This window comes from Buttiauxella sp. WJP83, from assembly GCF_027594725.1.
Classification (GTDB): domain Bacteria; phylum Pseudomonadota; class Gammaproteobacteria; order Enterobacterales; family Enterobacteriaceae; genus Buttiauxella; species Buttiauxella selenatireducens.
The window spans coordinates 3,539,354-3,564,722 of record NZ_CP110080.1; the positions used below are offsets into that span (position 1 = coordinate 3,539,354).

General features: G+C 52.2%; 20 protein-coding genes. 14 read left to right on the forward strand and 6 right to left on the reverse strand.

The features are described from left to right. The first annotated feature begins 193 nt into the window (after positions 1-193). From fepD to fepC, 3 genes are read left to right on the forward strand one after another with little or no spacing between them, the layout of a single operon-like run. Positions 194-1,189, forward strand: coding sequence for a Fe(3+)-siderophore ABC transporter permease (fepD, locus tag OH773_RS16400; protein ID WP_270140061.1), 996 nt, complete (start codon positions 194-196; stop codon positions 1,187-1,189). Next, the gene (fepG, locus tag OH773_RS16405) at positions 1,186-2,178 is read left to right on the forward strand and encodes an iron-enterobactin ABC transporter permease (protein ID WP_270140063.1); all 993 of its coding nucleotides are present in this window, start codon (positions 1,186-1,188) and stop codon (positions 2,176-2,178) included. The genes fepD and fepG overlap by 4 nt, the downstream gene beginning before the upstream one ends. Further along, on the forward strand, positions 2,175-2,972 hold the full coding sequence (gene fepC, locus OH773_RS16410; protein ID WP_270140065.1) for an iron-enterobactin ABC transporter ATP-binding protein: 798 nt from the start codon (positions 2,175-2,177) through the stop codon (positions 2,970-2,972). Before fepG ends, fepC begins: the two co-directional genes overlap by 4 nt. A 30-nt stretch (positions 2,973-3,002) precedes the next feature. Here the strand turns inward: fepC and OH773_RS16415 are convergent, their stop codons facing one another. The 3 genes from OH773_RS16415 to fes form a co-directional block, all read right to left on the reverse strand. After that, entirely contained in the window at positions 3,003-6,872 is a 3,870-nt protein-coding gene (locus OH773_RS16415; protein WP_270145919.1) for an enterobactin synthase subunit F, read from the reverse strand. Positions 6,873-6,936: 64 nt separating this feature from the next. Continuing rightward, positions 6,937-7,158 carry an MbtH family protein gene (locus OH773_RS16420; RefSeq protein ID WP_270140067.1) on the reverse strand — a complete coding sequence of 74 codons (222 nt, stop codon included), beginning with the start codon at positions 7,156-7,158 and terminating at the stop codon, positions 6,937-6,939. Further along, complete coding sequence (fes, locus tag OH773_RS16425; protein WP_270145920.1) at positions 7,145-8,326, reverse strand: enterochelin esterase; 1,182 nt, start codon at positions 8,324-8,326, stop codon at positions 7,145-7,147. The genes OH773_RS16420 and fes overlap by 14 nt, the downstream gene beginning before the upstream one ends. A 327-nt stretch (positions 8,327-8,653) precedes the next feature. On the opposite strand from fes, the gene OH773_RS16430 reads away from it, so the two are divergent. From OH773_RS16430 to OH773_RS16445, 4 genes are all read left to right on the forward strand, one after another. Continuing rightward, complete coding sequence (locus OH773_RS16430) at positions 8,654-10,912, forward strand: TonB-dependent siderophore receptor (protein WP_270140069.1); 2,259 nt, start codon at positions 8,654-8,656, stop codon at positions 10,910-10,912. Positions 10,913-11,040: 128 nt separating this feature from the next. After that, the gene (entD, locus tag OH773_RS16435; protein ID WP_270140071.1) at positions 11,041-11,718 is read left to right on the forward strand and encodes an enterobactin synthase subunit EntD; all 678 of its coding nucleotides are present in this window, start codon (positions 11,041-11,043) and stop codon (positions 11,716-11,718) included. A gap of 100 nt (positions 11,719-11,818) precedes the next feature. Next, the gene (gene gdhA, locus OH773_RS16440; RefSeq protein WP_183271252.1) at positions 11,819-13,162 is read left to right on the forward strand and encodes an NADP-specific glutamate dehydrogenase; all 1,344 of its coding nucleotides are present in this window, start codon (positions 11,819-11,821) and stop codon (positions 13,160-13,162) included. A 257-nt stretch (positions 13,163-13,419) separates the two neighbouring features. After that, positions 13,420-13,779 (forward strand): DUF4156 domain-containing protein, encoded by a 360-nt coding sequence (locus tag OH773_RS16445; protein WP_183271253.1) that lies wholly within the window; start codon positions 13,420-13,422, stop codon positions 13,777-13,779. 99 nt (positions 13,780-13,878) lie between these two features. Here the strand turns inward: OH773_RS16445 and opgB are convergent, their stop codons facing one another. Next, entirely contained in the window at positions 13,879-16,158 is a 2,280-nt protein-coding gene (gene opgB / locus OH773_RS16450) for a phosphatidylglycerol--membrane-oligosaccharide glycerophosphotransferase (protein ID WP_442865616.1), read from the reverse strand. A 445-nt stretch (positions 16,159-16,603) separates the two neighbouring features. On the opposite strand from opgB, the gene ahpC reads away from it, so the two are divergent. Both ahpC and ahpF read left to right on the forward strand, forming a co-directional pair. Then, positions 16,604-17,167, forward strand: coding sequence for an alkyl hydroperoxide reductase subunit C (gene ahpC / locus OH773_RS16455; protein ID WP_270140077.1), 564 nt, complete (start codon positions 16,604-16,606; stop codon positions 17,165-17,167). Positions 17,168-17,240: 73 nt separating this feature from the next. Beyond that, positions 17,241-18,800, forward strand: coding sequence for an alkyl hydroperoxide reductase subunit F (ahpF, locus tag OH773_RS16460; RefSeq protein ID WP_270140079.1), 1,560 nt, complete (start codon positions 17,241-17,243; stop codon positions 18,798-18,800). 43 nt (positions 18,801-18,843) lie between these two features. Here ahpF and OH773_RS16465 read toward each other — a convergent pair whose 3' ends face one another. Both OH773_RS16465 and cysS read right to left on the reverse strand, forming a co-directional pair. Then, positions 18,844-19,629: a helix-turn-helix domain-containing protein gene (locus OH773_RS16465; protein WP_270140081.1), complete on the reverse strand. Its 786-nt coding sequence runs from the start codon at positions 19,627-19,629 to the stop codon at positions 18,844-18,846. Next, on the reverse strand, positions 19,595-20,983 hold the full coding sequence (gene cysS / locus OH773_RS16470; RefSeq protein WP_270140083.1) for a cysteine--tRNA ligase: 1,389 nt from the start codon (positions 20,981-20,983) through the stop codon (positions 19,595-19,597). The genes OH773_RS16465 and cysS overlap by 35 nt, the downstream gene beginning before the upstream one ends. A gap of 176 nt (positions 20,984-21,159) precedes the next feature. Here cysS and ppiB point away from each other — a divergent pair, with 176 nt between their 5' ends. From ppiB to mnmH, 5 genes are all read left to right on the forward strand, one after another. Further along, positions 21,160-21,654 carry a peptidylprolyl isomerase B gene (gene ppiB / locus OH773_RS16475; RefSeq protein ID WP_183271259.1) on the forward strand — a complete coding sequence of 165 codons (495 nt, stop codon included), beginning with the start codon at positions 21,160-21,162 and terminating at the stop codon, positions 21,652-21,654. Positions 21,655-21,668: 14 nt separating this feature from the next. Further along, positions 21,669-22,388, forward strand: coding sequence for a UDP-2,3-diacylglucosamine diphosphatase (gene lpxH / locus OH773_RS16480; RefSeq protein ID WP_270145921.1), 720 nt, complete (start codon positions 21,669-21,671; stop codon positions 22,386-22,388). Positions 22,389-22,526: 138 nt separating this feature from the next. After that, complete coding sequence (purE, locus tag OH773_RS16485; protein ID WP_270140086.1) at positions 22,527-23,036, forward strand: 5-(carboxyamino)imidazole ribonucleotide mutase; 510 nt, start codon at positions 22,527-22,529, stop codon at positions 23,034-23,036. Continuing rightward, positions 23,033-24,103: a 5-(carboxyamino)imidazole ribonucleotide synthase gene (gene purK, locus OH773_RS16490; protein ID WP_270140092.1), complete on the forward strand. Its 1,071-nt coding sequence runs from the start codon at positions 23,033-23,035 to the stop codon at positions 24,101-24,103. The genes purE and purK overlap by 4 nt, the downstream gene beginning before the upstream one ends. Positions 24,104-24,227: 124 nt before the next feature. Then, the gene (gene mnmH, locus OH773_RS16495; RefSeq protein ID WP_270140095.1) at positions 24,228-25,325 is read left to right on the forward strand and encodes a tRNA 2-selenouridine(34) synthase MnmH; all 1,098 of its coding nucleotides are present in this window, start codon (positions 24,228-24,230) and stop codon (positions 25,323-25,325) included. Positions 25,326-25,369: the final 44 nt, after the last annotated feature.

Below are 25,369 nucleotides of genomic sequence, written 5' to 3' on the forward strand. Positions count from 1 at the left end.
AGAGTGATAATGATAATAACTATCATTAATTTTACCAGTGGTTCATATCTTATGTTCACAGGCCCCTCACCCTAGCCCTCTCCCCCAGGGAGAGGGGACTGGACGGCACTCCGATTCGGCATGATGCACTTGTTTTCTCCTTCTCCTGAGGGAGAAGGTTGGGATGAGGGTAATTTTTTCAGGGAAAGAACGTATGTCAGTCTCGCGGTTATCAATACTGCTAATCTTATTGTTTTTGCTGTTATTGATGGCAACTCTCAGCCTGCTACTGGGCGCAAAATCACTGCCCGTTGCGGTGGTAATGGATGCACTCAGCGGTCAATGCCAAAGTGCGGATTGCACCATCGTGCTTGATGCACGCCTTCCCCGCACACTGGCAGGCATTCTCGCCGGAGGCGCCCTTGGCCTTGCGGGCGCGTTGATGCAAACGCTGACGCGCAATCCTCTCGCCGACCCCGGCCTGCTTGGCGTTAATGCCGGTGCCAGTTTTGCCATTGTCGTCGGTGCCGCGGTGTGGAGCCTTTCGTCGCCGGTGGCGCTACTTGGGCTGGCGTTTGCTGGCGCATTATCTGCCGCACTGGTGGTGGCTTTTACCGGAAGCCAGGGCGGTGGGCAACTTAGCCCGGTGCGCTTAACGCTTGCGGGCGTGGCGCTTGGTGCGGTGCTTGAAGGCATGAGCAACGGCATCGCGCTGTTAAATCCGGTGGTCTATGACCAGTTACGATTCTGGCAGGCCGGAACGCTGGATATTCGCACCCTCGAAACCCTGAAGATTATCGTGCTGCCGGTACTGACGGGCTGTGGGATTGCACTGTTTATCAGCCGTTCGCTAAACAGCCTGAGCATGGGCACCGACACCGCGACCGCACTGGGCAGCAAAGTGGCGCGTACCCAACTGCTGGGTTTAGTCGCGATTACGTTGCTGTGTGGCAGCGCCACCGCCGCCGTGGGGCCGATTGCGTTTATCGGCCTGATGATGCCGCATCTGGCACGCTGGCTGATGGGTGCTGACCACCGTTGGTCACTTCCCGCCACGTTGATTGCCACCCCGGCCCTGTTACTTTTCGCCGATATTATTGGCCGCATGTTGGTGCCGGGCGAGTTGCGCGTTTCGGTCGTCAGCGCGTTTATCGGTGCGCCGATGTTGATTTATCTGGTGCGCCGCAGCCGCAAAGGAGTCGGGCAATGAATTCCCCTTCCCCTCGCCTGTTAATAAGTTGCCTGTGTTTATTCGTTCTCAGCTGTGCGCTCGGATTATGGAGTTTGGGCAGCGGCGTGTTGCCGCTCTCAGCCCGCCAGGTTCTCGACGCATTGTTCGGGTCTGCGCCACGCAATATCTCTCTGGTAGTGGTCGAATGGCGCTTGCCGCGTGTCATGATGGCGCTATTGATTGGCGCGGCACTTGGCGTAAGCGGAGCCATTTTCCAGTCTTTAATGCGTAACCCCCTCGGCAGCCCGGATGTGATGGGCTTTAACACCGGCGCGTGGAGCGGCGTGTTAGTGGCGATGGTGCTGTTTGGTCAGCATCAAACCGCGATTGCCGGTTCAGCAATGGCTGGCGGTATCATCACCGCGCTAGTGGTGTGGATGCTCGCCTGGCGCAACGGGATCGAAACCTTCCGTTTAATCATTATTGGTATCGGCGTTCGCGCCATGCTGGTGGCGTTTAACACCTGGCTGTTACTGCACGCGTCGCTGGAAACCGCGATATCCGCAGGGCTGTGGAATGCCGGTTCGCTCAACGGTTTGACGTGGGCCAAAATTTATCCTGCCGCACCGCTGATGTTGCTGGCGTTAATCGCAGGCGCGTTACTGGTTCGCCGTATGCGGTTACTGGAAATGGGCGATGACAGCGCCTGTGCACTGGGCGTTTCGGTGGAGCATTCGCGACTGCTGCTGATGTTAACAGGCGTCATCCTGACTGCCGCAGCGACAGCGCTTGCCGGGCCGATTTCGTTTATCGCTCTCGTCGCCCCACACATTGCCCGCCGGTTAAGCGGCACCTCACGCTGGGGTCTGATGCAATCTGCCTTATGTGGTGCCACTTTGTTGCTGGCGGCAGACCTTTGCGCCCAGCAACTCTTCATGCCGTATCAGCTGCCGGTTGGCGTGGTCACAGTCAGCCTCGGCGGCATCTATTTAATTGCGTTGTTGATTCAGGAGTCCCGTAAGAAATGAGTCAGATTTCCTCACCATCGCGCCTGCATGGCGAAAACTTACGGCTTGGATATGGCAATCATGTGGTGGCAGAGGGTTTGACCGTCTCCATCCCCGACGGGCAATTTACCGCGATTATCGGCCCCAACGGCTGCGGTAAATCTACGCTGCTGCGCACGCTAAGCCGCCTGATGAAACCGATGCAAGGCCAGGTCTGGTTAGACGGCAACGAAATTCACCGTTTCGCGACCAAAGAGGTGGCGCGGCGCGTAGGGCTACTGGCGCAAAATGCCAGCGCACCGGGTGATATTAGCGTGGCAGAACTGGTTGCGCGGGGGCGTTATCCGCATCAGCCGATGTTTTCCCGTTGGCGGGAAGAGGACAGCCAGGCGGTGGCGCGAGCGTTGAAAGCGACCAACATCGAAGATTTAGCCGACCAGCCGGTGGACACCCTTTCCGGTGGCCAGCGCCAACGCGCCTGGATTGCCATGGTGCTGGCACAGGAAACGTCTATTTTACTGCTCGATGAACCCACGACCTGGCTTGATATCAGCCATCAAATTGATCTGCTCGAGTTGCTGCGTGAGCTGAACCAAAAACAAGGCTTTACGCTTGCCGCTGTTCTGCACGATTTGAACCAGGCCTGCCGCTACGCCACGCATTTAATCGCCCTGCGCGATGGCAAAATTGTGGCCGAAGGCGCACCGACCGAGATTGTCACCCCGGAACTTATCGAGGCGATTTATGGCCTGCGCTGCATGATTATTGAAGATCCGGTGGCGCATACCCCGCTGGTTGTGCCTTTGGGACGCTGAACAGGCCCTTAAAAAGGGCCTGTTTATGAATTACTCCAACACCAGAACCCGCTGCAAAACCGGCCCTATTTCCTCAAACGCTTTCGGTGAAATAATGTCTACGTGGGCGCAATCCAGACGGAACACGTCCAGTTCACCTATCCACGGCGCCCAGGTCTTATATGGGTCCATCCCTTCGGGTAAAGTGCGCTCCGCCACAAACAGCGTGGCTTTGCCGCTAAATGGCACACTTTGCGCGGTACTTAGCAATCGCACTGCATCACCGTAGTTACCTTCGATGGCCTGGAATAAGGCATCCGATGCCTGCCCTCTTTTTGTATCAACGAATTGTGCCGCAACGAAAGCTTCACGCTCACGGTTGATCTCATCCAGTACGGCCGGATCGAGTTCATTCGCGCCCTTTTCGGCCCAGTTTTGCGTTTCTGGCGGCCAGGTATCGAGCAGACCAAGGAAAGCCACCTCTTCACCTGCCGCTTCAAGGCGTGCAGCAATGCCTTGCGCCAGCGTCCCGCCCAACGAATATCCCATCAGATAATACGGACCATGTGGCTGGAGTTCGCGCAGGGTTTGCAAATGTGTTTCACAAACCTGTGCCAGATTTTCGGCCTGCTGCATCGGGCCTGTTGAGCGTGGCGACTGAATGCCGGTAATCGACCAGCGCGGGTCGAGATAACGCTGCAACACGCTAAATTGCCACGCAAAACCAGAGGCGGGATGGAAGCAGTAAAGCGTCGGGCCGTGGCTTTTACGCAGCGGCAGCACCGTATCAAAACCTGCTTGAGCGGCTTCTTCTTCGCTTTGCTCTTGCGCCAGTGTTTGTGCGAGCTGGCCGACGGTGGAAGAAACCATCACTTGCCCTACCGTCACTGGCCTTACAAGAGTGCGGCGCAGCTCTGCTGCCAGGCGCATCGCCAGCAATGAATGGCCGCCGAGTGCAAAGAAGTCATCATCGACCGACTGAATTTCACAGCCCAGTAGCTGGGAAAAAGCATCTGCTATGACGATTTCAAGGTTCGACTCAGGCGCACGTCCGGAACCACGCAACGCCAGCTCAGGCAGCGGCAAGGTTTTTCTGTCCAGTTTTCCGTTGGCGCTCAGCGGGAACTCATCCAATTGAATCAACGCCACGGGCACCATATGTGCAGGTAACACGGCGCTGAGTTGCTCGCGCAGGGCATCAACGGGCAACACCTTATCCGAAGCCGACACCAGATAACCCACCAGCTGACGTGCATCACCGCCGCTTACCGCCGCCTGATTCAGCACACAGGCATGAGTGACGGCTTGCGCGACATCCGGTAATGCCTGCAAAGCACGGTCGATATCACCCAACTCAATGCGCTGGCCGCGAATTTTCAACTGATCATCGCTGCGCCCGAGATATTCCACGGCACCGTTTTCGAGCCAACGCGCCACATCTCCTGTTCGATACATCCGCTCACCTGCGGCAAAAGGATCGGCGACAAAACGGCTGGCAGTCAGATCCGGGCGAGATAAATAGCCCTGCGCCAGTTGAATACCGGTGAGATAAAGATCGCCTGCAATCCCAACAGGCACCGGGCGCATCGCCGCGTCCAGAATCCGCAAACCGGTATTCCACACCGGCCAGCCAATCGGCACGCTGCTGCCAGTGACTTGAGCTAATTCATCACCAAATGCTGGATACCAACTCACGTCAACGGCGGCTTCCGTTGGCCCGTAAAGGTTGTGCAATGGCGCATGTGTGAGTTGTTCCCACTGGCGACACAACTCAGTCGGCAATGCTTCACCGCTACAGAAAACGCGGCGCAAAGTGGCGCAACTCGCAATCGCAGCATCGTCGGATAATGCCGCGACAAACGCGCTCAACATCGACGGAACAAAATGCGTGGTCGTCACACGGTAGCGAGCGAATAACTGTTGCAACGCTTCCGGGTCGCGGTGCGCTTCTGGCGGTGCCATCACCAGTTGTGCGCCGACGATATACGGCCAGAAAAACTCCCATACCGAGACATCAAAACTGCACGGCGTTTTCTGTAAAACCACATCATCCTGCGTCAATGGGTAATGGTTTTGCATCCACAACAGCCGGTTAACGATGGCCTGCTGCCCCACCATCACGCCTTTCGGGCGGCCTGTGGAACCGGAAGTGAAAATCACATAGGCGGTATGTTCCGGGGCGGAAAGATTCGGGAGATCCGGCAAACGCTCCGCTGGCAGCACATTCTGATAGCAGAAGGTTTGCAGGCCGCTGATGGCGCTAAAGCGCGGCAGTTGATCGTCTGATGCCAGCAGCAAACGCGGAGCCGCATCTTCGAGCATCATATGCAGGCGATCGTCAGGATAACCGGTATCCAGCGGCAACCACGCAGCCCCCACCTCCACAATGGCCTGCAATGCCAGTGATAAAAACACTGAGCGAGGCAGCGCCACCGCAACCACATCGCCGGGTTTCACGCCTCGGGCGAGCAGTTCACCCGCTAATGCACGCACCTGGTCCTGCATCTCGCGATAGCTAAACAGATGGTGTTCATCGGCGAGTGCTGGCTCGTTCGGCGTGCGCAGAACCTGTCTGGCTATCAGCGCACTTAACGTGGTTTCAGGAACGGAAACTTGCGTGGCATTGACGCTTTCGAGTAATGCGCTTTCGCAATCGTGCAACAGTTGAGCATCCACACAACGTAATACGGGGTTTGCCGCAAACTGGCGCAAAAGTAGCGGCAAACGAGCGAGATGTTGCTGCAAAGTATTTGTATCGTAGCGGTCTGAATTTGCCAGCATTTCAAGGGAGAACTCACCTTGTTCGCTGATATAGAGCGCAATTTCGAGGTCGCGAACCGGGCCTGACGCCAGTTGATGCGTGATCCCTTCGATGCCATTGAAATCGAGGCGGTAATCAAACATTTTCAGGTTCAGCACCGGGCCATAAAGCGGTTCACCGCTGGAAATTTTCCCCAGGTCACGCTGGATTTGTTCGGCGTCGTAGCGCTGATAACGGCGCATGCTTTTAAGTTCTTTCGCAATATTTTCCGCGAGCTGTGGCAGCGTAAAGTTCGGTTCGATACTCACGCCAAACGGCAGCACGTTTAGCACCGGGCCGGTTGCGCATAATGCTGCGGAACCCATGCGACGCATAAAGATGAAGCCCGCAGAATAATCAGCGCGGCCGCTTAAACGCCCGAGCCACAAAGCCACTAGCCCTAATGCCATATCGGCGGCAGTCAGGTTGTGAAGACGTGCGCTTTCCACCAGCGCATGGAAATCGGCATTATCAAAACTGAGCGACTGGCGAATCAGTTGCGTGGTGGAGCCCGTGTTCGTTAACGGCTGAGTTGATAGCGTGGCAGGTGGCGGCAACTGTTTCGCACGACTGGCCCAAAATGCGGCATCGCGCTGGAAGGCTGGCGTTGTGCGGTAATGTTCGTATTCCGCAACCACTTCGCTGAAGGGGGTAAACGGGCTGGGTTCCGGCGCCTGATTTTGGCAATATGCGCTATAAATATTGGCAATTCTGCGGGTAATTGCGGTGAAACTGAAGCCATCCACCACCAAATGATGAAAACGTTGATACCAGAACCAGCGAGTTTCGCTGACACGCAACAGTTGATGATGATAGAGCGGCTTACCGCTATTGATGCGTAAATCCTGCTCGAGATCATCGCGCATGAAAGCCAGCGCTACAGCTTCAGGTTCAGCCTCGTCACGCAAGTCGTGGCAAATGGGTGGTGTAAACGTTGCGTTAGCATCCCACCACTGGCGCGCTTCACCGTCCACTTCGCTAAAACGCATACAAAGGGTATCTGCCTCTTTCATGCCTGCGACGATCGCCTGGCATAACAATGGCTCGTTAACGTTGCCGTTCAGTTCGACATAATGAGCCACACTCCACGCATTCGCCTGCGGTGAGAGTTGATCTGCCATCCAGATGCCGGGCTGCGCCGCCACCAGTGGCAGGGTTTCAGTTTGTTGTTCCACCAGGGTTAATTCACTCACCGCTCACCCCTTCTTTCGCAAATGTTACGGGTTGCAGCTGTGTCCAGTTGTCGAGTAGCCAACGCTGGCATTCTTCGTTTGATGCAGGTTCACAAACCACCATCCAGCCATCCGGTAATGCACAATGTTCAGGCCATAAACTGAACTGTCGCGCTTCATTTTCAAGGATAAAAAAACGGCCCTGAGGCGCGTCAAAAGGGTTACTGAATTCCATTTTTTTCTCCAGACCAGAGCCAGGCCAGGCCGTTTGTCAGACCGCCACGCCAGCAAAGTGCATCGTGCCCACCGTCCACCTCGCAGTAGAAAACATCGCGCTGCGTTTGTTGTAACAAGGGGAATAAACGTTGATTGACTTGATGAATGAGAGGTTCTCTGACCCCGGCTTCAAGATAGATGCGCAGCGGTTTGTCACACGCAAACCCCTCTTCGAGTTGCTGGATTAACAGCCCGCCTTGTCGGTTCTCCTCACGACGCGGCCACCAGTAGGAACCTGACTGGCTCAGCACACAGCCAAATTTTTCCGGCCAGTGGAGTGCGGCGTAAAGCGATGAAAGCCCGCCAAAACTTTGCCCGGCCACCACAGTCGTTTCTGGATTTTCATTCCAGAGAATAAGCTCGCGTAACTGCGGGAATAACTCTTCCTGAACCGCTTGCCAGAACTGAGCATTACACGGGAGTTCGTTGCTGCGAGTCGCGTTGTCGATAACATCAATCAGCACGTAAACCGCTGGAGGCAGCGCGCCGGCATCCGTTTGAGCCTGTAGCGCAGGCCACACCGGCATACCTTCCACCCAGAATTGGCCATCAAGCAAAATGGCTAATGGACGTTGCTCGGGCTGTGCGTCACCGGTTGAGAAAATCCAGACTTTGCGTTGATTATCCAGGCGCTGACTTTGCCAGCTAATACAAAGGGGAGCGGCATGCGGGGTGTTCGGTTTGTCCCAACCGGATTGTTTGGGCGCATCAGGAAGATGCAGCGCCGACATCGGATGCCCACGCCCGCCGAGCCAGCTTTCAGGATTAAGCGGATCGGCAATCGCCTGTGGCAACAGCTTGCGCCAGCCTTCACGCAGTGCCATACGTTCGGCCACGATGCCATCGAAGGCTTCCGCCGGGAAATCATCTTCACTGGCTGATGGGATGAAACAATAACTGCCGCGCCACGTGCTGCTGAGTTGAGTTTGCCATTGCCAGACATCCGCTCCGGGGATGCGCACCAGGGTTTGTGGGCGAGAGCGTTGGTGATGGTCGGTGACGCCCGTGACATAAATCCAGACCCGTTTAATCGGCGATGTTTTTTCACAGCCTTGCGGATCTCGCCACAAGAAAGTGACTGCACACTGGCCATCATTTTCGCAGGTAATAAGCGGAATTCCCTGCATCTGCGTTTCCTGCCACCAGCCATCACTTCCTGTAAGCAAAATTGTCACTTCCACATAACCCTATGAAATTAATGATAACGATCAATAAAGCTGAAATATATTGATAATACTATTGATAATTATTTGCATTTGCAATAGCGTATTTCCGCGCTTTGGGCTACCAGCTTCCTGGTGCAAAAACAATAAATTGCCGAACTTGAACGCACAAATCCCTCATTTCGGGACCGTTGCCGGACAGATCTCGGTATCAATACGTGAAATCATGCTGCGCCCGCTCCCTCTGGGAATGGAATGACACCGGGCTCAGCGGAAAAGCAGGCCGCCATAATGAATAAGAAGATCCAGTATTCCCTCGCGATGCTTATCAACATGGGAATTTACAGCGTTGCCCTTCCGGCTTTTGCAGAAGACAACGCTGCTGATAGCAAAACAACAGCACAAATCCCCGAAAATGAAGACACCATGGTGGTGACCGCTGCCGAGCAAAACTTGCAGGCTCCGGGCGTTTCAACCATCACCGCTGAAGAACTGAAAAAGCGCCCACCGGCGCGCGATATCTCCGAAATCGTCCGTACTATGCCGGGCGTAAACCTCACCGGTAACTCCACCAGCGGCCAGCGCGGCAACGGTCGCCAGATTGATATCCGCGGTATGGGCCCGGAAAACACCCTGATTCTCATCGATGGTAAACCGGTCACCAGCCGTAACTCGGTGCGTCTGGGCTGGCGTGGCGAGCGTGATACGCGCGGCGATGCAAGCTGGGTTCCGCCTGAAATGGTTGAACGTATTGAAGTTATTCGTGGCCCTGCCGCGGCACGTTACGGTAACGGTGCCGCCGGTGGCGTGGTGAATATCATCACCAAAAAAGGCAGCGGTGAGTGGCACGGTTCCTGGAACACCTACCTCAATGCGCCTGAGCACAATGATGAAGGCTCAACCAAACGTACCAACTTTAGCCTGAGCGGCCCGCTGGGCGGGGATTTCAGCTTCCGTTTGTACGGCAATCTGGATAAAACTCAGGCCGACGCCTGGGACATTAACCAGGGTCACCAATCTGAACGTACCGGGATTTACGCGGATACGCTGCCCGCGGGCCGTGAAGGTGTAACCAATAAAGACGTGAACGGCGTGGTGCGTTGGGACTTTGCGCCAATGCAGTCACTGGAACTGGATGCGGGCTACAGCCGCCAGGGCAACCTCTATTCCGGCGATACGCAAAACACCAACACCAACCAAATCGTTAAAGATAACTACGGCAATGAGACCAACCGTCTTTATCGCCAGAGCTACTCGCTGACCTGGAACGGCGGTTGGGATAGCGGCCTGACCACCAGCAACTGGGTGCAGTATGAGCACACGCGTAACTCGCGGATGCAGGAAGGGTTAGCAGGCGGCACTGAAGGGATCTTCTCCAGCGATAAATTCAGTGATATCGACCTGAGCGATGTGCTATTGCACAGCGAAGTGAATATTCCGATTGATCTCGTTTTCAACCAGAACCTGACGCTGGGTACTGAGTGGAACCAGCAGAAAATGAAGGATCTGTCTTCGAATAATCAGACCTTTATGGGCGGCGATATTCCAGGCTCAAGCGGGACAAACCGTAGCCCGTACTCCCAGGCCGAGATCTTCTCGTTGTTTGCTGAAGACAACATGGAGCTGACGGACAGCACCATGCTGACGCCGGGCTTGCGTTTCGATCATCACAGCATTGTGGGGAATAACTGGAGCCCGTCTCTGAACCTGTCTCAAGGTTTAGGCGATGACTTCACCCTGAAAATGGGTATCGCCCAGGCGTATAAAGCGCCGAGCCTGTATCAAACCAACCCGAACTACATTCTGTACAGCAAAGGCCAGGGTTGCTACGCCAGCGGGACCGGCGTGGGTTGCTACATGATGGGTAACGAAGATCTTAAAGCTGAAACCAGCATCAACAAAGAGATCGGCCTTGAGTTCAAACGTGACGGCTGGCTTGCGGGGGCGACCTGGTTCCGTAATGACTACCGCGACAAAATTGAAGCGGGTTACGCGCCAATCGGTCAGACCTCTAAAGGCAAAACCAAAACCGATATTTATCAGTGGGAAAATATTCCGAAAGCCGTTGTTGAAGGCCTGGAAGGGACATTGAATGTACCAGTTTCAAACACCGTAAACTGGACCAACAACGTTACCTACATGCTGCAAAGTAAAAACAAGGAAACCGGCGAGCGCCTGTCAGTTATTCCAGCATATACGTGGAACTCCATGCTGAGCTGGCAGATTCGTCAGGATATTTCTGTGCAATCGACCTTCACCTGGTATGGCAAACAGCAGCCGAAGAAGTACAACTACAAAGGCCAACCTGCGACGGGTCCTGAAACCAACGAAGTGAGCCCTTATAGCATTGTTGGCCTGAGCGGAACCTGGAATGCGACCAAAAACGTCAGTCTGACAACGGGTATCGATAACCTGTTCGACAAACGTCACTGGCGCGCGGGTAATGCCCAAACCACGGGCGGCGATGCCGGTTATATGTACGGCGCAGGTGCCGCAACGTATAACGAGTCTGGTCGTACTTACTATGTGAGTTTGAATACCCACTTCTAAGCGTGCAAAACCGCCCTCATCCCGGCCTTCTCCCTGAGGGAGAAGGAGATAACCAAAACCGGCTCGGACTATCCCCTCTCCCCTCGGGAGAGGGTTAGGGTGAGGGCAGCCCTTTCAGGCAGAATATTATGCAAATCCAGGCTTCAAACTTTACTTTCCCCGGCACCACCCAGCGCATTTTCCGCATCGATTTTGACGCATCCACACTTGAGCCCCACGATTTGCTGTGGCTGCCCCATCACCCACGCTTGTCCCACGCGTCGAAAAAGCGCCAGGCCGAGCATCTGGCCGGCAGAATTGCCACCCGTGAAGCGCTGCGTTTTCATGGAGTAACAGATTTTGTTCCCGGAATCGGGTTACATCGTGAGCCTTGCTGGCCACCCGGATTTACCGGCAGTATTACGCACAGCGGCAATGTCGCGCTGGCAACGGTTGTGGCTGACGATCCCCTTTTGCGCGAGGGAATAGGAATCGACTACGAAGAAATAATTGCGCCAGCGGTAGCGTGGGATATTTACGACGGAATTATTGAAAGCGCTGAGAGAGAACTTCTTGCTGCATCCCACCTCCCCTTTAATTACGCGTTAACGTTAGTGTTTTCAGCCAAAGAAAGTTTATTTAAAGCTTTGTTTCGCCACGTCGGGCGCTACTTTGATTTTTCAGCGGCATCCATATGTAAAATTGAACAAGCACACATAATTCTGACGCTCAACCAGCCACTCGGACCCTATCAAAAAGACAGTAAATTCAAAGCAATATGGGAAGGTAACGCTACGCAATTAATAACATTAATACGGTTTGAATGAGGATAAAGAGAAATTACTTGCGGTTCGGTAATAAGTGAATGTTATATTCGAAAGAACACACACATCTATAACATCACTTATAACAAGGACTCATTAATCTATGGAAAATTCGCTTTCTCTGGAATCGTTCCTCTCATCTGTACAACAACGCGATCCACACCAACCTGAATTTGCTCAGGCAGTACGCGAAGTCATGACCACACTGTGGCCTTTCCTCGAACAAAATCCTCAATACCGTCGCTCTGCGCTGCTGGAGCGTTTAGTCGAACCCGAGCGTGTGATTCAGTTCCGCGTGACCTGGGTGGATGACAAAAATCAGGTTCAGGTTAACCGCGCCTGGCGTGTGCAATTCAGCTCCGCGATTGGGCCATTTAAAGGCGGGATGCGCTTCCATCCATCCGTTAACCTTTCCATTCTGAAATTCTTAGGCTTTGAGCAAACGTTCAAAAACGCACTGACCACCTTGCCGATGGGCGGGGGTAAAGGCGGTAGCGACTTTAACCCTAAAGGTAAAAGCGAAGGCGAGATCATGCGTTTTTGCCAGGCGTTGATGCTTGAGCTGTACCGCCATTTGGGGCCAGATACTGACGTCCCGGCAGGTGATATTGGCGTTGGCGGGCGTGAAGTGGGCTTTATGGCGGGGATGATGAAAAAACTCTCCAACAACACCGCTTGCGTGTTCACCGGCAAAGGCCTTTCGTTTGGCGGAAGCCTGATTCGCCCGGAAGCCACCGGTTACGGCCTAATCTATTTCACCGATGCGATGCTCAAGCGTCATGGTCTGGGCTTTGAAGGGATGCGTGTCGCCGTTTCTGGTTCCGGCAACGTGGCGCAGTATGCCATCGAAAAAGCACTCTCTCTGGGTGCTCGCGTAATTACCGCTTCTGACTCCAACGGCACCGTGGTTGATGAAGCAGGCTTCACCACCGAGAAACTGGCACGTCTGACTGAAATCAAATCCAGCCGTGACGGGCGCGTTGCCGATTATGCGAAAGAGTTCGGCCTGCAATACCTCGAAGGCCAGCAACCGTGGAACGTGCCGGTAGATATCGCGCTACCGTGTGCCACGCAAAATGAACTGGATACCGACGCGGCACGCACGCTGATTGCCAATGGTGTGAAAGCCGTGGCGGAAGGCGCGAATATGCCGACTACCATTGAAGCCACCAATCTGTTCATTGATGCGGGCGTGTTGTTTGCACCAGGTAAAGCGGCTAATGCGGGTGGCGTGGCAACATCAGGCCTTGAGATGGCGCAAAACGCCGCTCGCCTGAGCTGGAAATCAGAGAAAGTGGATGTCCGTCTGCATCACATCATGCTGGATATTCACGAAGCCTGTGTGAATTACGGCGGTGAAGATAAGCAAACGCATTATGTTCGTGGCGCGAATATTGCGGGCTTCGTGAAAGTGGCTGACGCAATGGCAGGACAAGGTATTTTATAATATTTAACCATGGCGTTCGGTAGATTACCGAGCGCCATAATTATTATTTCGCAGTTTAATAACATCCATTCTTTAATCCCCCAATCAAAATCAACAATTTAATTACATCAATAAACGGCACCTCAACGCTTAATCGAATTTTATTTATTCCCTCAATCGGCATTCCTGTTTTAAGAATCTTCTCGTTCGGTAGTTTTTTTCTGTCGATATTATTCAGCGCATCTATTTGCATTTGAATATACCTACCAGGAAACACGATGAAAAAACTAACTCTTATTACACTGGCCGTTCTACTGGCGGGGTGCAGCGCCAACAGCGTGAACTCACAGGCTCAACACGTGCGCGTAACCAACAACGAGCCAGGTAAGGAGTGTAAATTCCTCGGCGATGTTACCGGCAGCCAGGGGAATTTCGTGACCGGCGGCTGGACATCAAACAGTAACCTGGAAACCGGCGCGCGCAATGACCTGAAAAACCAGGCGGCTAATATGGGTGGCAACGTGGTGTCTATTTTGACTCAGCGTGCAGGCCAGACCGGCAGCGCCTATAACGGCTCCGGCAGCAGCGAGCAAACTAACGTAACGCTGACCGGGAATGTGTATCGCTGCCCTGAGTGATGCGTCTGTGCTTAGCGAAGCAGGCAGCCCTCTCCCATGCGGGGTAACCGTTTTTCCCCTTCTCCAGGGGGAGAAGGCCGGGATGAGGGCCGTTTTATTCTATGCCGCTGGCACCACTTTAATATCTTCCATTCCAATCCCCAGCTTGCGCGGTTCATGGCCCAGAATATTGCCTTCATTAGATAACTGAGGCTGTGGCGGAATAATTTCCACCAGACTACTGCGCTCAGGATTATCAAAATGCAGCGTAGTGGTACTGAGTTCTTCGCCAAGTGTTAACGTCTGCTGCTGGCTTCCCACTTTTACCGGCACCGGCTGGCCGATATTTGGCCCAAATGCTTTAGCTGTAATGACCAGATCAAATTTCTCCGGCAACGGCTCGGCATATTCGATTTTCACTGCCGGTGCCAGATTGGCATTTGACCAGCGCCCCCAATTTTCAGGACGGGAAATCCCGGTAAACGCTTTCACGTTTTGCGGAGCGCCGGGGATATTGAAAATAAAGCTATCGGCCTGGTAGCGAATCGCGTTTTCATCCAGTTTCAGCAGTGCCACAGTATTTTTAAAACGCGCTTTGTCGGTAGCTTGCTGGGTAAATTGCACCGCATGTTGTTCCTGCGGTTGTTCAATTAAACGCACTGTCGGCTGTCCGCCCATTTGCCCCTGGGCAACACACAGACCGGTGGAAAGTGCCAGTTTGGGTTCCCACAAACGCGCCATTTTGAAGCAGCGGTCGGCCCAAATAAATTTGTCGTTTTCTTTAAAATCAGCCAGTTGGTAGCGCAGCGGTGCAGAGTATTCGCTTTCCGGTAATGGCTCGATTTTCTTATCCAGAATACGCAGCAGCAATGGCATTTTAAAATGCGCCCCAGAATAGCTGAAGGTATTTTTCTGCTGGTTAATCTCATATTGGGTGATGGTTTTCGGGAAATTCCACAGATCAATGACGTCAGGTTTCCACGCCATCACCTTTTCTTTTACGTTAAGAAATACGGCGGCTATCGACTGCCCGGACAAACTGCTGCGCCCTAAGCCAAGATAATTATCGCCCCCCAGAACATCCAGCACTGTTGCTCCGTTATCCAGAGTACTGCGTTTTACCGGCACCAGGTCCGCCTGCGGTTTATCACCACGAAGAATAAAGAACAGGTTATTTCTATCGTGCTGGTTAAGGTATTTGTAGGCGGTGTTATTCATGGCGAGATGATCAGAAGAAACGACAATCACGGTATTTTTAAAATAGGGTGAAGCTTTTATTTTTTCGATTAACGCGGCGATATGTTCCTGGCTACAGGCTACCGCGCCAAAAGACAGGTTTTGTTTGCCGTCAAAATTGTAACTGCGACGCTTGCACGTTTTTGAAATAAAACCGTCTGGATGGTGCGTATCGACGGTTAACGTAAACAGTGAGAATCGTTTGTTTGCTTTCGACAGTTCAATATACTTTTCATAGACTTCATCCAGCACCGTATCGTCGTAGAAGCCCCAGTTATTGCGGTAGTTTGGGTCGGCAACCATGCTTTTCAGCTCTTGAGCCCCGTACATATAGTCGAAACCATGAGACTGTAAAAAGATATCTTTGCCAGCAAAACGTAAATCTGCGCCCTGCATAAAGTAGTTTTCATAACCCGAGGCTTTCAGTATGTCACCCAGGCAGATATTTTTCGGGAAGAAACTCGACATCGAAGCCGATGAGTTCCCTTCGAACGGCGCAAATAATGGAATACCACATTGTGAGGCGACCATTCCGGCTATGGTGTAATCAGTGCCGGGTAATTGGACGGTATGGCTGAAATCTATTCCTTCATTTTTTAGCCCCGTTAATTCCGGCGCTAAGTCAGGGAAGTATTCCGGCTCCAGATAAGTACGTTCAAGACTTTCGCCATAAATATAAACGAGGTTAAGTTTCGGATTATTAATGGTGCCATGGGGGACTTTGTAATAAACATCGAAATCAGAATCACCCGCGCGAGTTTGTGATGTAACCAGTTCTGTCACCTGGCGAAAAGCAGGTGATGCATCGACCGAGGCCAGCGCCAAAACAATTGCCAGCAGGCTATATCCAAAGTGATGGGGATAGCCTTTACGGCGACGCAGAATCCAGGCCAAACCGCCAAATACGGCGACCAGGACAACAAATACCCCAACGCCAGGAAGAATGTACTTGCCTGTTCCGGCGCCCGTCAGGCTGCTGGTCAGGGTATAAAGCACCGCGTCGTTGATGCCTTCACCGGTGAAGTAGTTGCTGGCGACAAACGTCACGTTCAGGACGATATATAATCCCAAAATAAGCAGGATGACACTAAACCACCAAACGTTACGTCCAGCTTTAACGGCATACACGGCAATGGCTGCGACAAACAACACAATTGAAAACATTTCCGACAACGCCTAACCCTCAAAATGAACCCGCGCCATTGCGCAAAAATGTACATAAAAACGCATGTGCGCTAAATCTAGCTGTGTTGTCACACTCCTGCAATTTCTCTGACATGAAAGTGACATGCATTTCGGAATTGTACGTATCCCGGACGTCATCGACGTGCATGATTAATAGCTGCCAGCTATTAGAACCATCGTTAATACAACGCTTGGGTGGATTGACCCGTTCAGCGCATCAGTGATTTAATCCCGCCGCTGTTATGATTTTTTAAAGTGGAATTGTAACGCGCAACATTAAAAGGCCACTCCGCAAGGGGTGGCTTTTTTTATGCCTGTCGTTTCGATTGGTAGGTATTACTTATCAATTCAATACAACCTACCCATTAGAGCGAAACGCGAAATTTCGTTATCTTTCTCCCATCGCAAAACGGAGGAAGTACAGATGTCTTTAATTAATACAAAAATCAAACCATTCAAAAACAGCGCTTTTAAAAACGGTGAATTCATTGAAGTTACCGAGCAGGACGTAGAAGGCCGCTGGAGCGTTTTCTTCTTCTATCCAGCTGACTTCACTTTTGTATGCCCAACTGAACTGGGCGATGTTGCTGACCATTACGACGAATTCCAGAAACTGGGCGTGGATATTTACTCTGTTTCTACAGACACCCATTTCACCCACAAAGCATGGCACAGCAGCTCTGACACTATTGCAAAAATCAAATACGCGATGATTGGCGACCCAACAGGCACGCTGACCCGTAACTTCGACAACATGCGTGAAGATGAAGGTCTGGCAGACCGCGCAACCTTCGTTGTTGACCCACAGGGCATCATTCAGGCTATCGAAGTGACTGCTGAAGGCATTGGCCGTGACGCATCAGACCTGCTGCGTAAAGTGAAAGCCGCTCAGTATGTGGCATCTCACCCAGGTGAAGTTTGCCCTGCTAAATGGAAAGAAGGCGAAGCGACGCTGTCTCCGTCTTTAGATCTGGTCGGCAAAATTTAAACCGCTTCACATTCAGTAACGCTTATCGGCTGCACTTGCAGCCGATTTTTTCTTGCCATTAGGGAGGCACATCATGCTCGACACCAATATGAAAACCCAACTCAAAGCCTATCTTGAGAAAATAACTAAACCTGTTGAGTTAATAGCAACTCTGGATGGCAGCCCTAAATCTTCAGAAGTCAGTGAATTACTGGCAGAAATCGCCGAGCTTTCTGACAAAGTTTCATTCACCATCAATAACGATTTGCCGGTGCGCAAACCGTCGTTTCTGATTACTAATCCAGGTTCCGATAAAGGCCCGCGTTTTGCAGGTTCGCCACTCGGTCACGAATTTACTTCTCTGGTGCTGGCATTGCTGCAGATCGGGGGACATCCGTCGAAAGAGTCGCAAGATTTGCTTGAGCAGATCCGCGAAATCGATGGCGATTTCCATTTCGAAACTTATTACTCGCTCTCCTGCCACAACTGCCCGGACGTGGTACAAGCGCTGAACCTGATGAGCGTGTTGAACCCGCGCATCAGCCATACAGCAATTGACGGTGGTGTGTTCCAGAATGAAATTCAGGAGCGCAACGTCATGGGCGTGCCAGCGGTATTCCTGAACGGTAAAGAGTTCGGCCAGGGGCGTATGACGCTGGCTGAAATCGTCGGTAAAATTGATACCGGTGCTGAAACACGAGCTGCCGAAGCGCTGAATAAACGTGAAGCCTACGATGTGTTAATTGTCGGCAGCGGCCCAGCAGGTGCGGCAGCAGCGGTTTACTCCGCACGTAAAGGCATTCGCACTGGCCTGATGGGCGAGCGTTTTGGTGGCCAGGTATTAGATACCGTTGATATCGAAAACTACATTTCCGTACCGAAGACTGAAGGCCAAAAACTGGCGGGTGCACTGAAAGCACACGTTGATGATTACGATGTGGATGTTATCGACACGCAAAGTGCCAGCAAACTGATCCCGGCGAAAACCGAAGGTGGTTTGCATCAGATCCAAACTGCGTCTGGCGCAACGCTGAGTGCTCGCAGCATCATCATTGCGACCGGTGCGAAATGGCGCAATATGAATGTTCCAGGCGAAGAACAGTACCGCACCAAAGGCGTGACGTATTGCCCACACTGTGACGGCCCGCTGTTTAAAGGTAAACGCGTGGCGGTGATCGGTGGCGGTAACTCAGGCGTTGAAGCAGCAATCGATCTGGCGGGTATTGTCGAACACGTTACGTTGCTGGAGTTCGCGCCAGAAATGAAAGCTGACCAGGTCTTACAGAATAAAGTTCGCAGCCTGAAAAACGTCGACATCATTTTGAATGCGCAAACGCTGGAAGTGAAAGGCGATGGCGCGAAAGTCACCGGTTTACAGTACAAAGATCGCATTACTGAACACGTTCATGAGATTGAACTGGCGGGGATTTTCGTACAAATCGGCCTGCTGCCAAACACGAACTGGCTGGAAGGCAGCGTTGAGCGCAACCGCATGGGTGAGATTATCATTGATGCGAAATGTGAAACGACCGTGAAGGGCGTATTCGCTGCGGGTGACTGCACTACCGTCCCGTACAAACAAATCATTATCGCGACCGGCGAAGGTGCGAAAGCCTCTCTGAGCGCATTTGATTATTTGATTCGCAATTCATAAAACCGTTTATTGATGACAAAAGCCCATCACTTGATGGGCTTTTTTAATAGTCTTTCGGTAAATGTTTAATCGTTACCAGCTTGCCGCGCTTAATCTCGATGTACTCCCCACGCCGTAATTCACTCAAAATTGCCATAATAGTACTGCGCGCCAGTTGAGTGCGTTCCTGAATATAATCCGCCACATTAATAGTGCTAAGGTGATCAGGTGTCAGTATGTTCAATTCAAGCAACTTACTGCGGATCATGACATAAGCTGTCACTCCCAGCAGATGCTCTTCACGCACGGAATAAACCTGTATAAACCAGGCAAGCAGGCTGGCGACGGTTTGCCATAAATTCTGTTGAGTAAAGATTTTAAAGGCTTGTTCCACCGGAACGACTTGCGCTTTACAGGGTTCTTCAATTTTCAAAAACCAACCGCCACGTGGACGCATGCATTCTGCAATGCCGTAAATCATCTCGCCTCTCGCAGACGAAAGCACTAAACCATCACTGGCACGAATAAACGAAAAATGCCCATCAGTGAACAAATAGAGTGATTTATCATTTTCCTGAACGGCGTTAATTTCTTCATTCGAATGAAAAGCGTGCTCTGTTCCCACGCCAGAAAGTGCCTGCCGTAAAGTGGCCATTTCTTCATAAGGACGAGGGGGATACAGAGAAAGAAGCGGTGTTTCACCACTATTACTGATGGCAGCCATGCACCAACCCTTATCAATTTCTATTACCAATATAGTAGTCGATAAAAAAAAGCGGCTTGCGCCGCTTTCTGTATGACTCACTGAATAAAAATTATTTTCTACGCCAGGTTGTTCCCTGCGGGCCATCTTCCAGCACGATACCCATTTCATTCAGACGGTCACGAGCCTGGTCTGCCAACGCCCAATCTTTCGACTGGCGCGCATCGTTACGCTGTTTGATTAGCGCTTCGATTTCAGCCACTTCGCTGTCATCCGCCTGCACGCTGCTTTGCAGGAAAGCTTCGGGTTCTTGCTCAAGTAAGCCCAGCACGGCTGAAAGCTGACGCAACGCCGCCGCCAGGCCGTTTGCTGCGTTCACATCTTCTGTTTTCAGTCGGTTTACTTCACGCGCCATATCAAACAGCACCGAATAAGCTTCCGGCGTGTTGAAATCATCGTCCATCGCTTCGCGGAAACGGGCTTCAAACGCCTCGCCACCGGCGGGTTGAGCGCTGGCGTCCGTACCACGTAGTGCGGTGTACAAACGTTCCAACGATGTCCGCGCCTGCTTCAGGTTTTCTTCGCTGTAATTCAGTTGGCTGCGATAGTGACCGGACATCAGGAAGTAGCGAATGGTTTCTGCATCGTAATACTTCAACACGTCACGCACAGTGAAGAAGTTGCCCAGTGATTTAGACATTTTCTCACGATCGACCATCACCATCCCGGAGTGCATCCAGGTGTTGACGTACTCACCGCCGTGCGCACAGGTTGACTGTGCAATTTCGTTTTCGTGGTGCGGGAACATCAGGTCTGAACCGCCGCCATGAATATCAAAATGATTGCCAAGCTGTTTGCAGTTCATTGCGGAACATTCAATGTGCCAGCCTGGACGCCCTTCACCCCATGGCGATGACCAGCTTGGTTCGCCCGGTTTAGACATTTTCCACAGCACGAAATCCATCGGATTGCGCTTCACGTTGGCTTCAACTTCCACGCGCGCACCGGCTTGTAATTGCTCTAAATCCTGGCGGGAAAGCTTGCCGTAATCCGCATCGGATTCAACGGAGAACATCACGTCGCCGTTGCTGGCAACATACGCATGATTACGCGCGATAAGCTGTTCAACAATTTCGATGATGTCTGGGATATGTTTTGTCGCGCGCGGCTCGCTGTCGGGGCGCAAAATATTCAGCGCGTCGAAATCGGTGTGCATTTCAGCCACCATACGGTCAACCAGCGCAACAAAATCTTCGCCATTTTCGTTAGCGCGTTTAATAATTTTATCGTCGATATCGGTAATGTTGCGCACGTATTTCAGGTTATAACCGAGATAACGCAGGTAGCGCGCGACGACATCGAAGGCAACAAAAGTACGGCCGTGGCCAATGTGACACAAATCGTAAACGGTGATACCACACACGTACATGCCAACCTCTTGGGCATGAATAGGTTTGAATTCCTCTTTTTGGCGACTCATTGTATTGAAGATTTTTAACATCAGGGGATTCCATCTAAGTGTGTGATTTCAAAATTAGCGTCTATGTTACCTCAAAATTTCACACGGAAGCAGCACGCTTTGCAAGGTGATGATCATGAGCAGTTATGCTATAACAACCACCTTGTGTCACGGCACCGTCTGCCTGAACACTGTCTGACTAATATAGGATACACAGCATGGTTACTTTTCATACTAATCACGGCGATATCGTAATCAAAACTTTTGATGATAAAGCGCCGATTACTGTTAAAAACTTCCTCGATTACTGCCGCGAAGGTTTCTACGACAACACCATTTTCCACCGTGTGATCAATGGTTTTATGATCCAGGGCGGCGGTTTTGAACCAGGTATGAAGCAGAAAGAGACCAAAGACACCATTCAGAATGAAGCGAACAACGGCCTGAAAAACACCAAAGGCACGCTGGCAATGGCTCGTACTCAGGCTCCACACTCTGCAACAGCTCAGTTCTTCATTAACGTCGCTGATAACGATTTCCTGAACTTCAGCAGCGAAAGCATGCAAGGTTGGGGTTACTGCGTATTTGCTGAAGTCGTTGAAGGCATGGACGTGGTTGAGAAAATCAAAGGCGTGTCCACAGGCCGCAGCGGTATGCACCAGGACGTTCCTAAAGAAGACGTGGTTATCACTAGCGTAACCGTAAGCGAATAATTCGCCCCATGGCGATGACGCTTTTTATCGCAGATTTACATCTGTGTTCAGAAGAACCGGCGATTACCGCCGGTTTTCTGCGTTTTCTGGCAGGTACTGCGCGGGAAGCTGACGCACTTTATATCCTTGGCGATCTGTTTGAAGCCTGGATTGGTGATGACGACCCCGAACCTTTGCACCGCCAAATTGCCCTTGCTATCAAAGACCTGGTTGATGCCGGTGTGCCCTGCTTCTTTATTCATGGCAACCGCGATTTCCTGCTCGGTAAACGTTTTGCACGCTTGAGCGGAATGACGTTGTTACCCGAAGAACAGGTTGTCGATTTATACGGTCGCAATATGTTACTGCTACACGGCGACACACTTTGTACCGATGACCACGGTTATCAGGCCTTCCGCAAGAAAGTCCACCAGCCCTGGCTGCAATGTTTTTTTCTCGCCCTGCCGCTGTTTATTCGCCAACGCATAGCTGCCAAAATGCGTGCTAACAGCAAAGCATCCAATAGCAGTAAATCGATGGCGATTATGGATGTAAACCCACACGCCGTTGTTGACGCCCTCACCCGCCACCAGGTGCAGTGGATGATCCACGGTCATACCCATCGTCCTGAAATTCACCCGCTAAAGGCTAACGGCAAACCCGCATTTCGCTGCGTTTTAGGTGCCTGGCATACACAGGGGTCGATGATTAAAGTGACCGCTGAAGACGTAGAGCTCATCCCTTTCTCTTTCTAAACAAAATCACCTCTTTTTGCCGTATTCGCAACCACGCAACCGTTTTCCTTGCCCTATGTTCATGCTATTCTCTGAGCCCTTCTGACCGTTCGAGCCACGTTCGGTGATGTTTGCATACCCACAGGAGTTTTGAGACGCATGTCCTCCAACCAGACCCCAGCGCGTATCGCCATTGTCATGGGTTCCAAAAGTGACTGGGCCACCATGCAGTTTGCCGCAGAAATCCTCACCACCCTTGATGTCCCACACCACGTTGAAGTGGTTTCCGCTCACCGCACTCCCGATAAACTTTTCAGCTTTGCCGAACAGGCAAGCGACAACGGTTATCAGGTGATCATTGCGGGCGCAGGTGGTGCGGCACATTTACCGGGCATGATCGCGGCAAAAACCCTGGTTCCAGTGCTGGGTGTGCCAGTCCAAAGCGCGGCTTTAAGCGGCGTCGACAGTCTCTATTCCATTGTTCAAATGCCGCGTGGTATTCCGGTCGGGACGCTGGCTATCGGTAAAGCCGGTGCTGCCAATGCCGCACTGCTGGCCGCCCAAATTCTTGCGCTGCACGACCAGGCACTCAATCAACGTCTGCAAAACTGGCGTCAAAGCCAAACCGACGAAGTGCTGGAAAACCCAGACCCACGGGGTGAAGCATGAAACGAGTTTGCGTGCTGGGTAACGGTCAATTAGGCAGGATGTTACGCCAGGCGGGCGAACCGCTGGGTATCGCAGTTTATCCGGTTGGCTTAGATGCCGAACCCGAAGCCGTTCCGTTTGCACAAAGCGTGATTACCGCTGAAATTGAGCGCTGGCCTGAAACCGCCCTCACCCGCGAACTGGCTCGTCATAATGCGTTTGTGAATCGCGATGTGTTCCCAATCATCGCCGACCGCCTGACGCAAAAGCAGCTGTTCGATAAGCTCGAACTGGCAACCGCGCCGTGGCAATTGCTTTCCAGCCGCGACCAATGGGCCAATGTATTCCAGAATTTGGGCGAACTGGCTATTGTGAAACGCCGCGTCGGTGGATACGACGGGCGTGGACAGTGGCGTTTACGCAGCCAGGAAACCGACCAGCTACCCGATGATTGCTACGGTGAATGTATCGTTGAGCAAGGTATTAATTTCTCGGGTGAAGTTTCTCTTGTCGGCGCTCGTGGCCATGACGGCACAACCGTATTTTATCCGCTGACGCATAACCTGCATCAGGACGGCATTCTGCGCACCAGCGTGGTTTTCCCACAGGTCAATATCGAGCAACAGCAGCAAGCAGAAGCGATGCTGTCGGCCATTTTGCACGAGCTAAACTATGTGGGCGTCATGGCGATGGAGTGCTTTATCACGCCAGCAGGATTGTTGATTAATGAGCTCGCCCCACGCGTGCACAACAGCGGGCACTGGACGCAAAACGGCGCATCCATCAGCCAGTTTGAGTTGCACCTGCGCGCCATCGTTGATCTGCCGTTACCACAACCTGTCGTTAACTCACCTTCAGTGATGATCAATCTTATCGGCACTGACCTGAATTACGACTGGCTGAAACTGCCGTTAGTACATTTGCACTGGTATGACAAAGAAGTGCGTGAAGGCCGTAAAGTGGGCCATCTCAACCTCAATGACAGCGATACCGGCAGACTTGGCGCGTCGCTTGAAGCGCTAGTGCCACTATTACCTGCAGAATACGCCAGTGGGATTTCCTGGGCGCAGAGCAAACTCACCAAATAATCGTAGTAGCGGCTGGCGCTTGCGCTGGCCCGCTCTACAACACAATCCCCGCATAACTTTCTTTTCTTCGTTTCAAGGCGCACAATCCACGGCGTTTCGGCCTCACTTGCTTTAAGGTTTATGTATGCAAAACGCTCGTCCCAATACTCAAAATTATGAACATCTGCTGCGCGCCGATATTCCGCTTATCGACGTGCGTGCGCCGGTTGAATTCACCCAGGGGGCAATGCCTGCTGCGCTGAACTTACCGCTGATGTCAGATGATGAGCGTGCGCAAGTGGGTACGTGCTACAAACAGCGTGGGCAACAAGCAGCGATTGAGTTAGGTCACAGCCTGGTCAATGGCGAAATCCGTGAAGCTCGTTTGCAGAAGTGGCTCGAATTTTGCCGCCAGAATCCGCAGGGATATCTGTGCTGTGCCAGAGGTGGCCTGCGCTCCCATCTGGTTCAGCAGTGGCTGCGTGAAGCAGGTGTCGACTATCCGCTGGTTGAGGGCGGTTATAAGGCGTTGCGCCACTATGCGATGGATGTGATTGAGTCCCGCTCACGTTGGCCTATGGTGCTCGTCAGCGGTAATACAGGCGGCGGCAAAACGATTCTAATCCGTTCACTGCCGACAGGTATCGATCTTGAAGGGCTGGCCCATCATCGGGGTTCGTCGTTTGGCCGCACCATTGTCGAACAACCCTCGCAGACCAACTTTGAAAATAACCTGGCGGTGACGCTGCTTAAAAAAAGTGACGGTTCGCAAAGAAGATGGGTTGTTGAAGATGAAGGCCGGATGATTGGTTCGCGCCATATCCCGGAATGCTTCAGGGAACAGATGTTACGCTCTCCAATTGTGGTGATTGATGAACCCTTTGAGCAGCGTTTAGAGCGCTTAAAAACCGAGTATTTCCAGCAAATGAGCGAAGCGTTTTTGTCGGTACACGACGAAGAAACCGCCTGGCAAAACTACGGCGAGTATCTGCATCATGGCTTATTCGCCATTCGCCGCCGTCTTGGAATGGAGCGCTTTGCACAGTTCACCGCTTACCTGGATGAAGCACTAGATTTACAACGCAAAACCGGTTCGGTAGACGGGCATCTTGCCTGGCTTTCACCGCTGCTCGAAGAATATTACGACCCGATGTATCGTTATCAGCTCAGCAAAAAAGCGGACAACATTGTGTTTCGCGGCAACTATCAGCAGGTGGAAGCCTGGCTGCGTGACGCGACTTAATCAGTAGCTGGGCTGGCGTTTAACACAACGCCAGCCCATGTCGT

Excerpts from the sequence above, each read along its gene's own strand:
- fepD (WP_270140061.1), top strand. The coding sequence starts at position 194 with ATGTCAGTCTCGCGGTTATCAATACTGCTAATCTTATTGTTTTTGCTG.
- fepG (WP_270140063.1), top strand. The coding sequence starts at position 1,186 with ATGAATTCCCCTTCCCCTCGCCTGTTAATAAGTTGCCTGTGTTTATTC.
- fepC (WP_270140065.1), top strand. The coding sequence starts at position 2,175 with ATGAGTCAGATTTCCTCACCATCGCGCCTGCATGGCGAAAACTTACGG.
- OH773_RS16415 (WP_270145919.1), bottom strand. The coding sequence starts at position 6,872 with ATGGCAGATCAACTCTCACCGCAGGCGAATGCGTGGAGTGTGGCTCAT.
- OH773_RS16420 (WP_270140067.1), bottom strand. The coding sequence starts at position 7,158 with ATGGAATTCAGTAACCCTTTTGACGCGCCTCAGGGCCGTTTTTTTATC.
- fes (WP_270145920.1), bottom strand. The coding sequence starts at position 8,326 with ATGCAGGGAATTCCGCTTATTACCTGCGAAAATGATGGCCAGTGTGCA.
- OH773_RS16430 (WP_270140069.1), top strand. The coding sequence starts at position 8,654 with ATGAATAAGAAGATCCAGTATTCCCTCGCGATGCTTATCAACATGGGA.
- entD (WP_270140071.1), top strand. The coding sequence starts at position 11,041 with ATGCAAATCCAGGCTTCAAACTTTACTTTCCCCGGCACCACCCAGCGC.
- gdhA (WP_183271252.1), top strand. The coding sequence starts at position 11,819 with ATGGAAAATTCGCTTTCTCTGGAATCGTTCCTCTCATCTGTACAACAA.
- OH773_RS16445 (WP_183271253.1), top strand. The coding sequence starts at position 13,420 with ATGAAAAAACTAACTCTTATTACACTGGCCGTTCTACTGGCGGGGTGC.
- opgB (WP_442865616.1), bottom strand. The coding sequence starts at position 16,158 with ATGTTTTCAATTGTGTTGTTTGTCGCAGCCATTGCCGTGTATGCCGTT.
- ahpC (WP_270140077.1), top strand. The coding sequence starts at position 16,604 with ATGTCTTTAATTAATACAAAAATCAAACCATTCAAAAACAGCGCTTTT.
- ahpF (WP_270140079.1), top strand. The coding sequence starts at position 17,241 with ATGCTCGACACCAATATGAAAACCCAACTCAAAGCCTATCTTGAGAAA.
- OH773_RS16465 (WP_270140081.1), bottom strand. The coding sequence starts at position 19,629 with ATGGCCCGCAGGGAACAACCTGGCGTAGAAAATAATTTTTATTCAGTG.
- cysS (WP_270140083.1), bottom strand. The coding sequence starts at position 20,983 with ATGTTAAAAATCTTCAATACAATGAGTCGCCAAAAAGAGGAATTCAAA.
- ppiB (WP_183271259.1), top strand. The coding sequence starts at position 21,160 with ATGGTTACTTTTCATACTAATCACGGCGATATCGTAATCAAAACTTTT.
- lpxH (WP_270145921.1), top strand. The coding sequence starts at position 21,669 with ATGACGCTTTTTATCGCAGATTTACATCTGTGTTCAGAAGAACCGGCG.
- purE (WP_270140086.1), top strand. The coding sequence starts at position 22,527 with ATGTCCTCCAACCAGACCCCAGCGCGTATCGCCATTGTCATGGGTTCC.
- purK (WP_270140092.1), top strand. The coding sequence starts at position 23,033 with ATGAAACGAGTTTGCGTGCTGGGTAACGGTCAATTAGGCAGGATGTTA.
- mnmH (WP_270140095.1), top strand. The coding sequence starts at position 24,228 with ATGCAAAACGCTCGTCCCAATACTCAAAATTATGAACATCTGCTGCGC.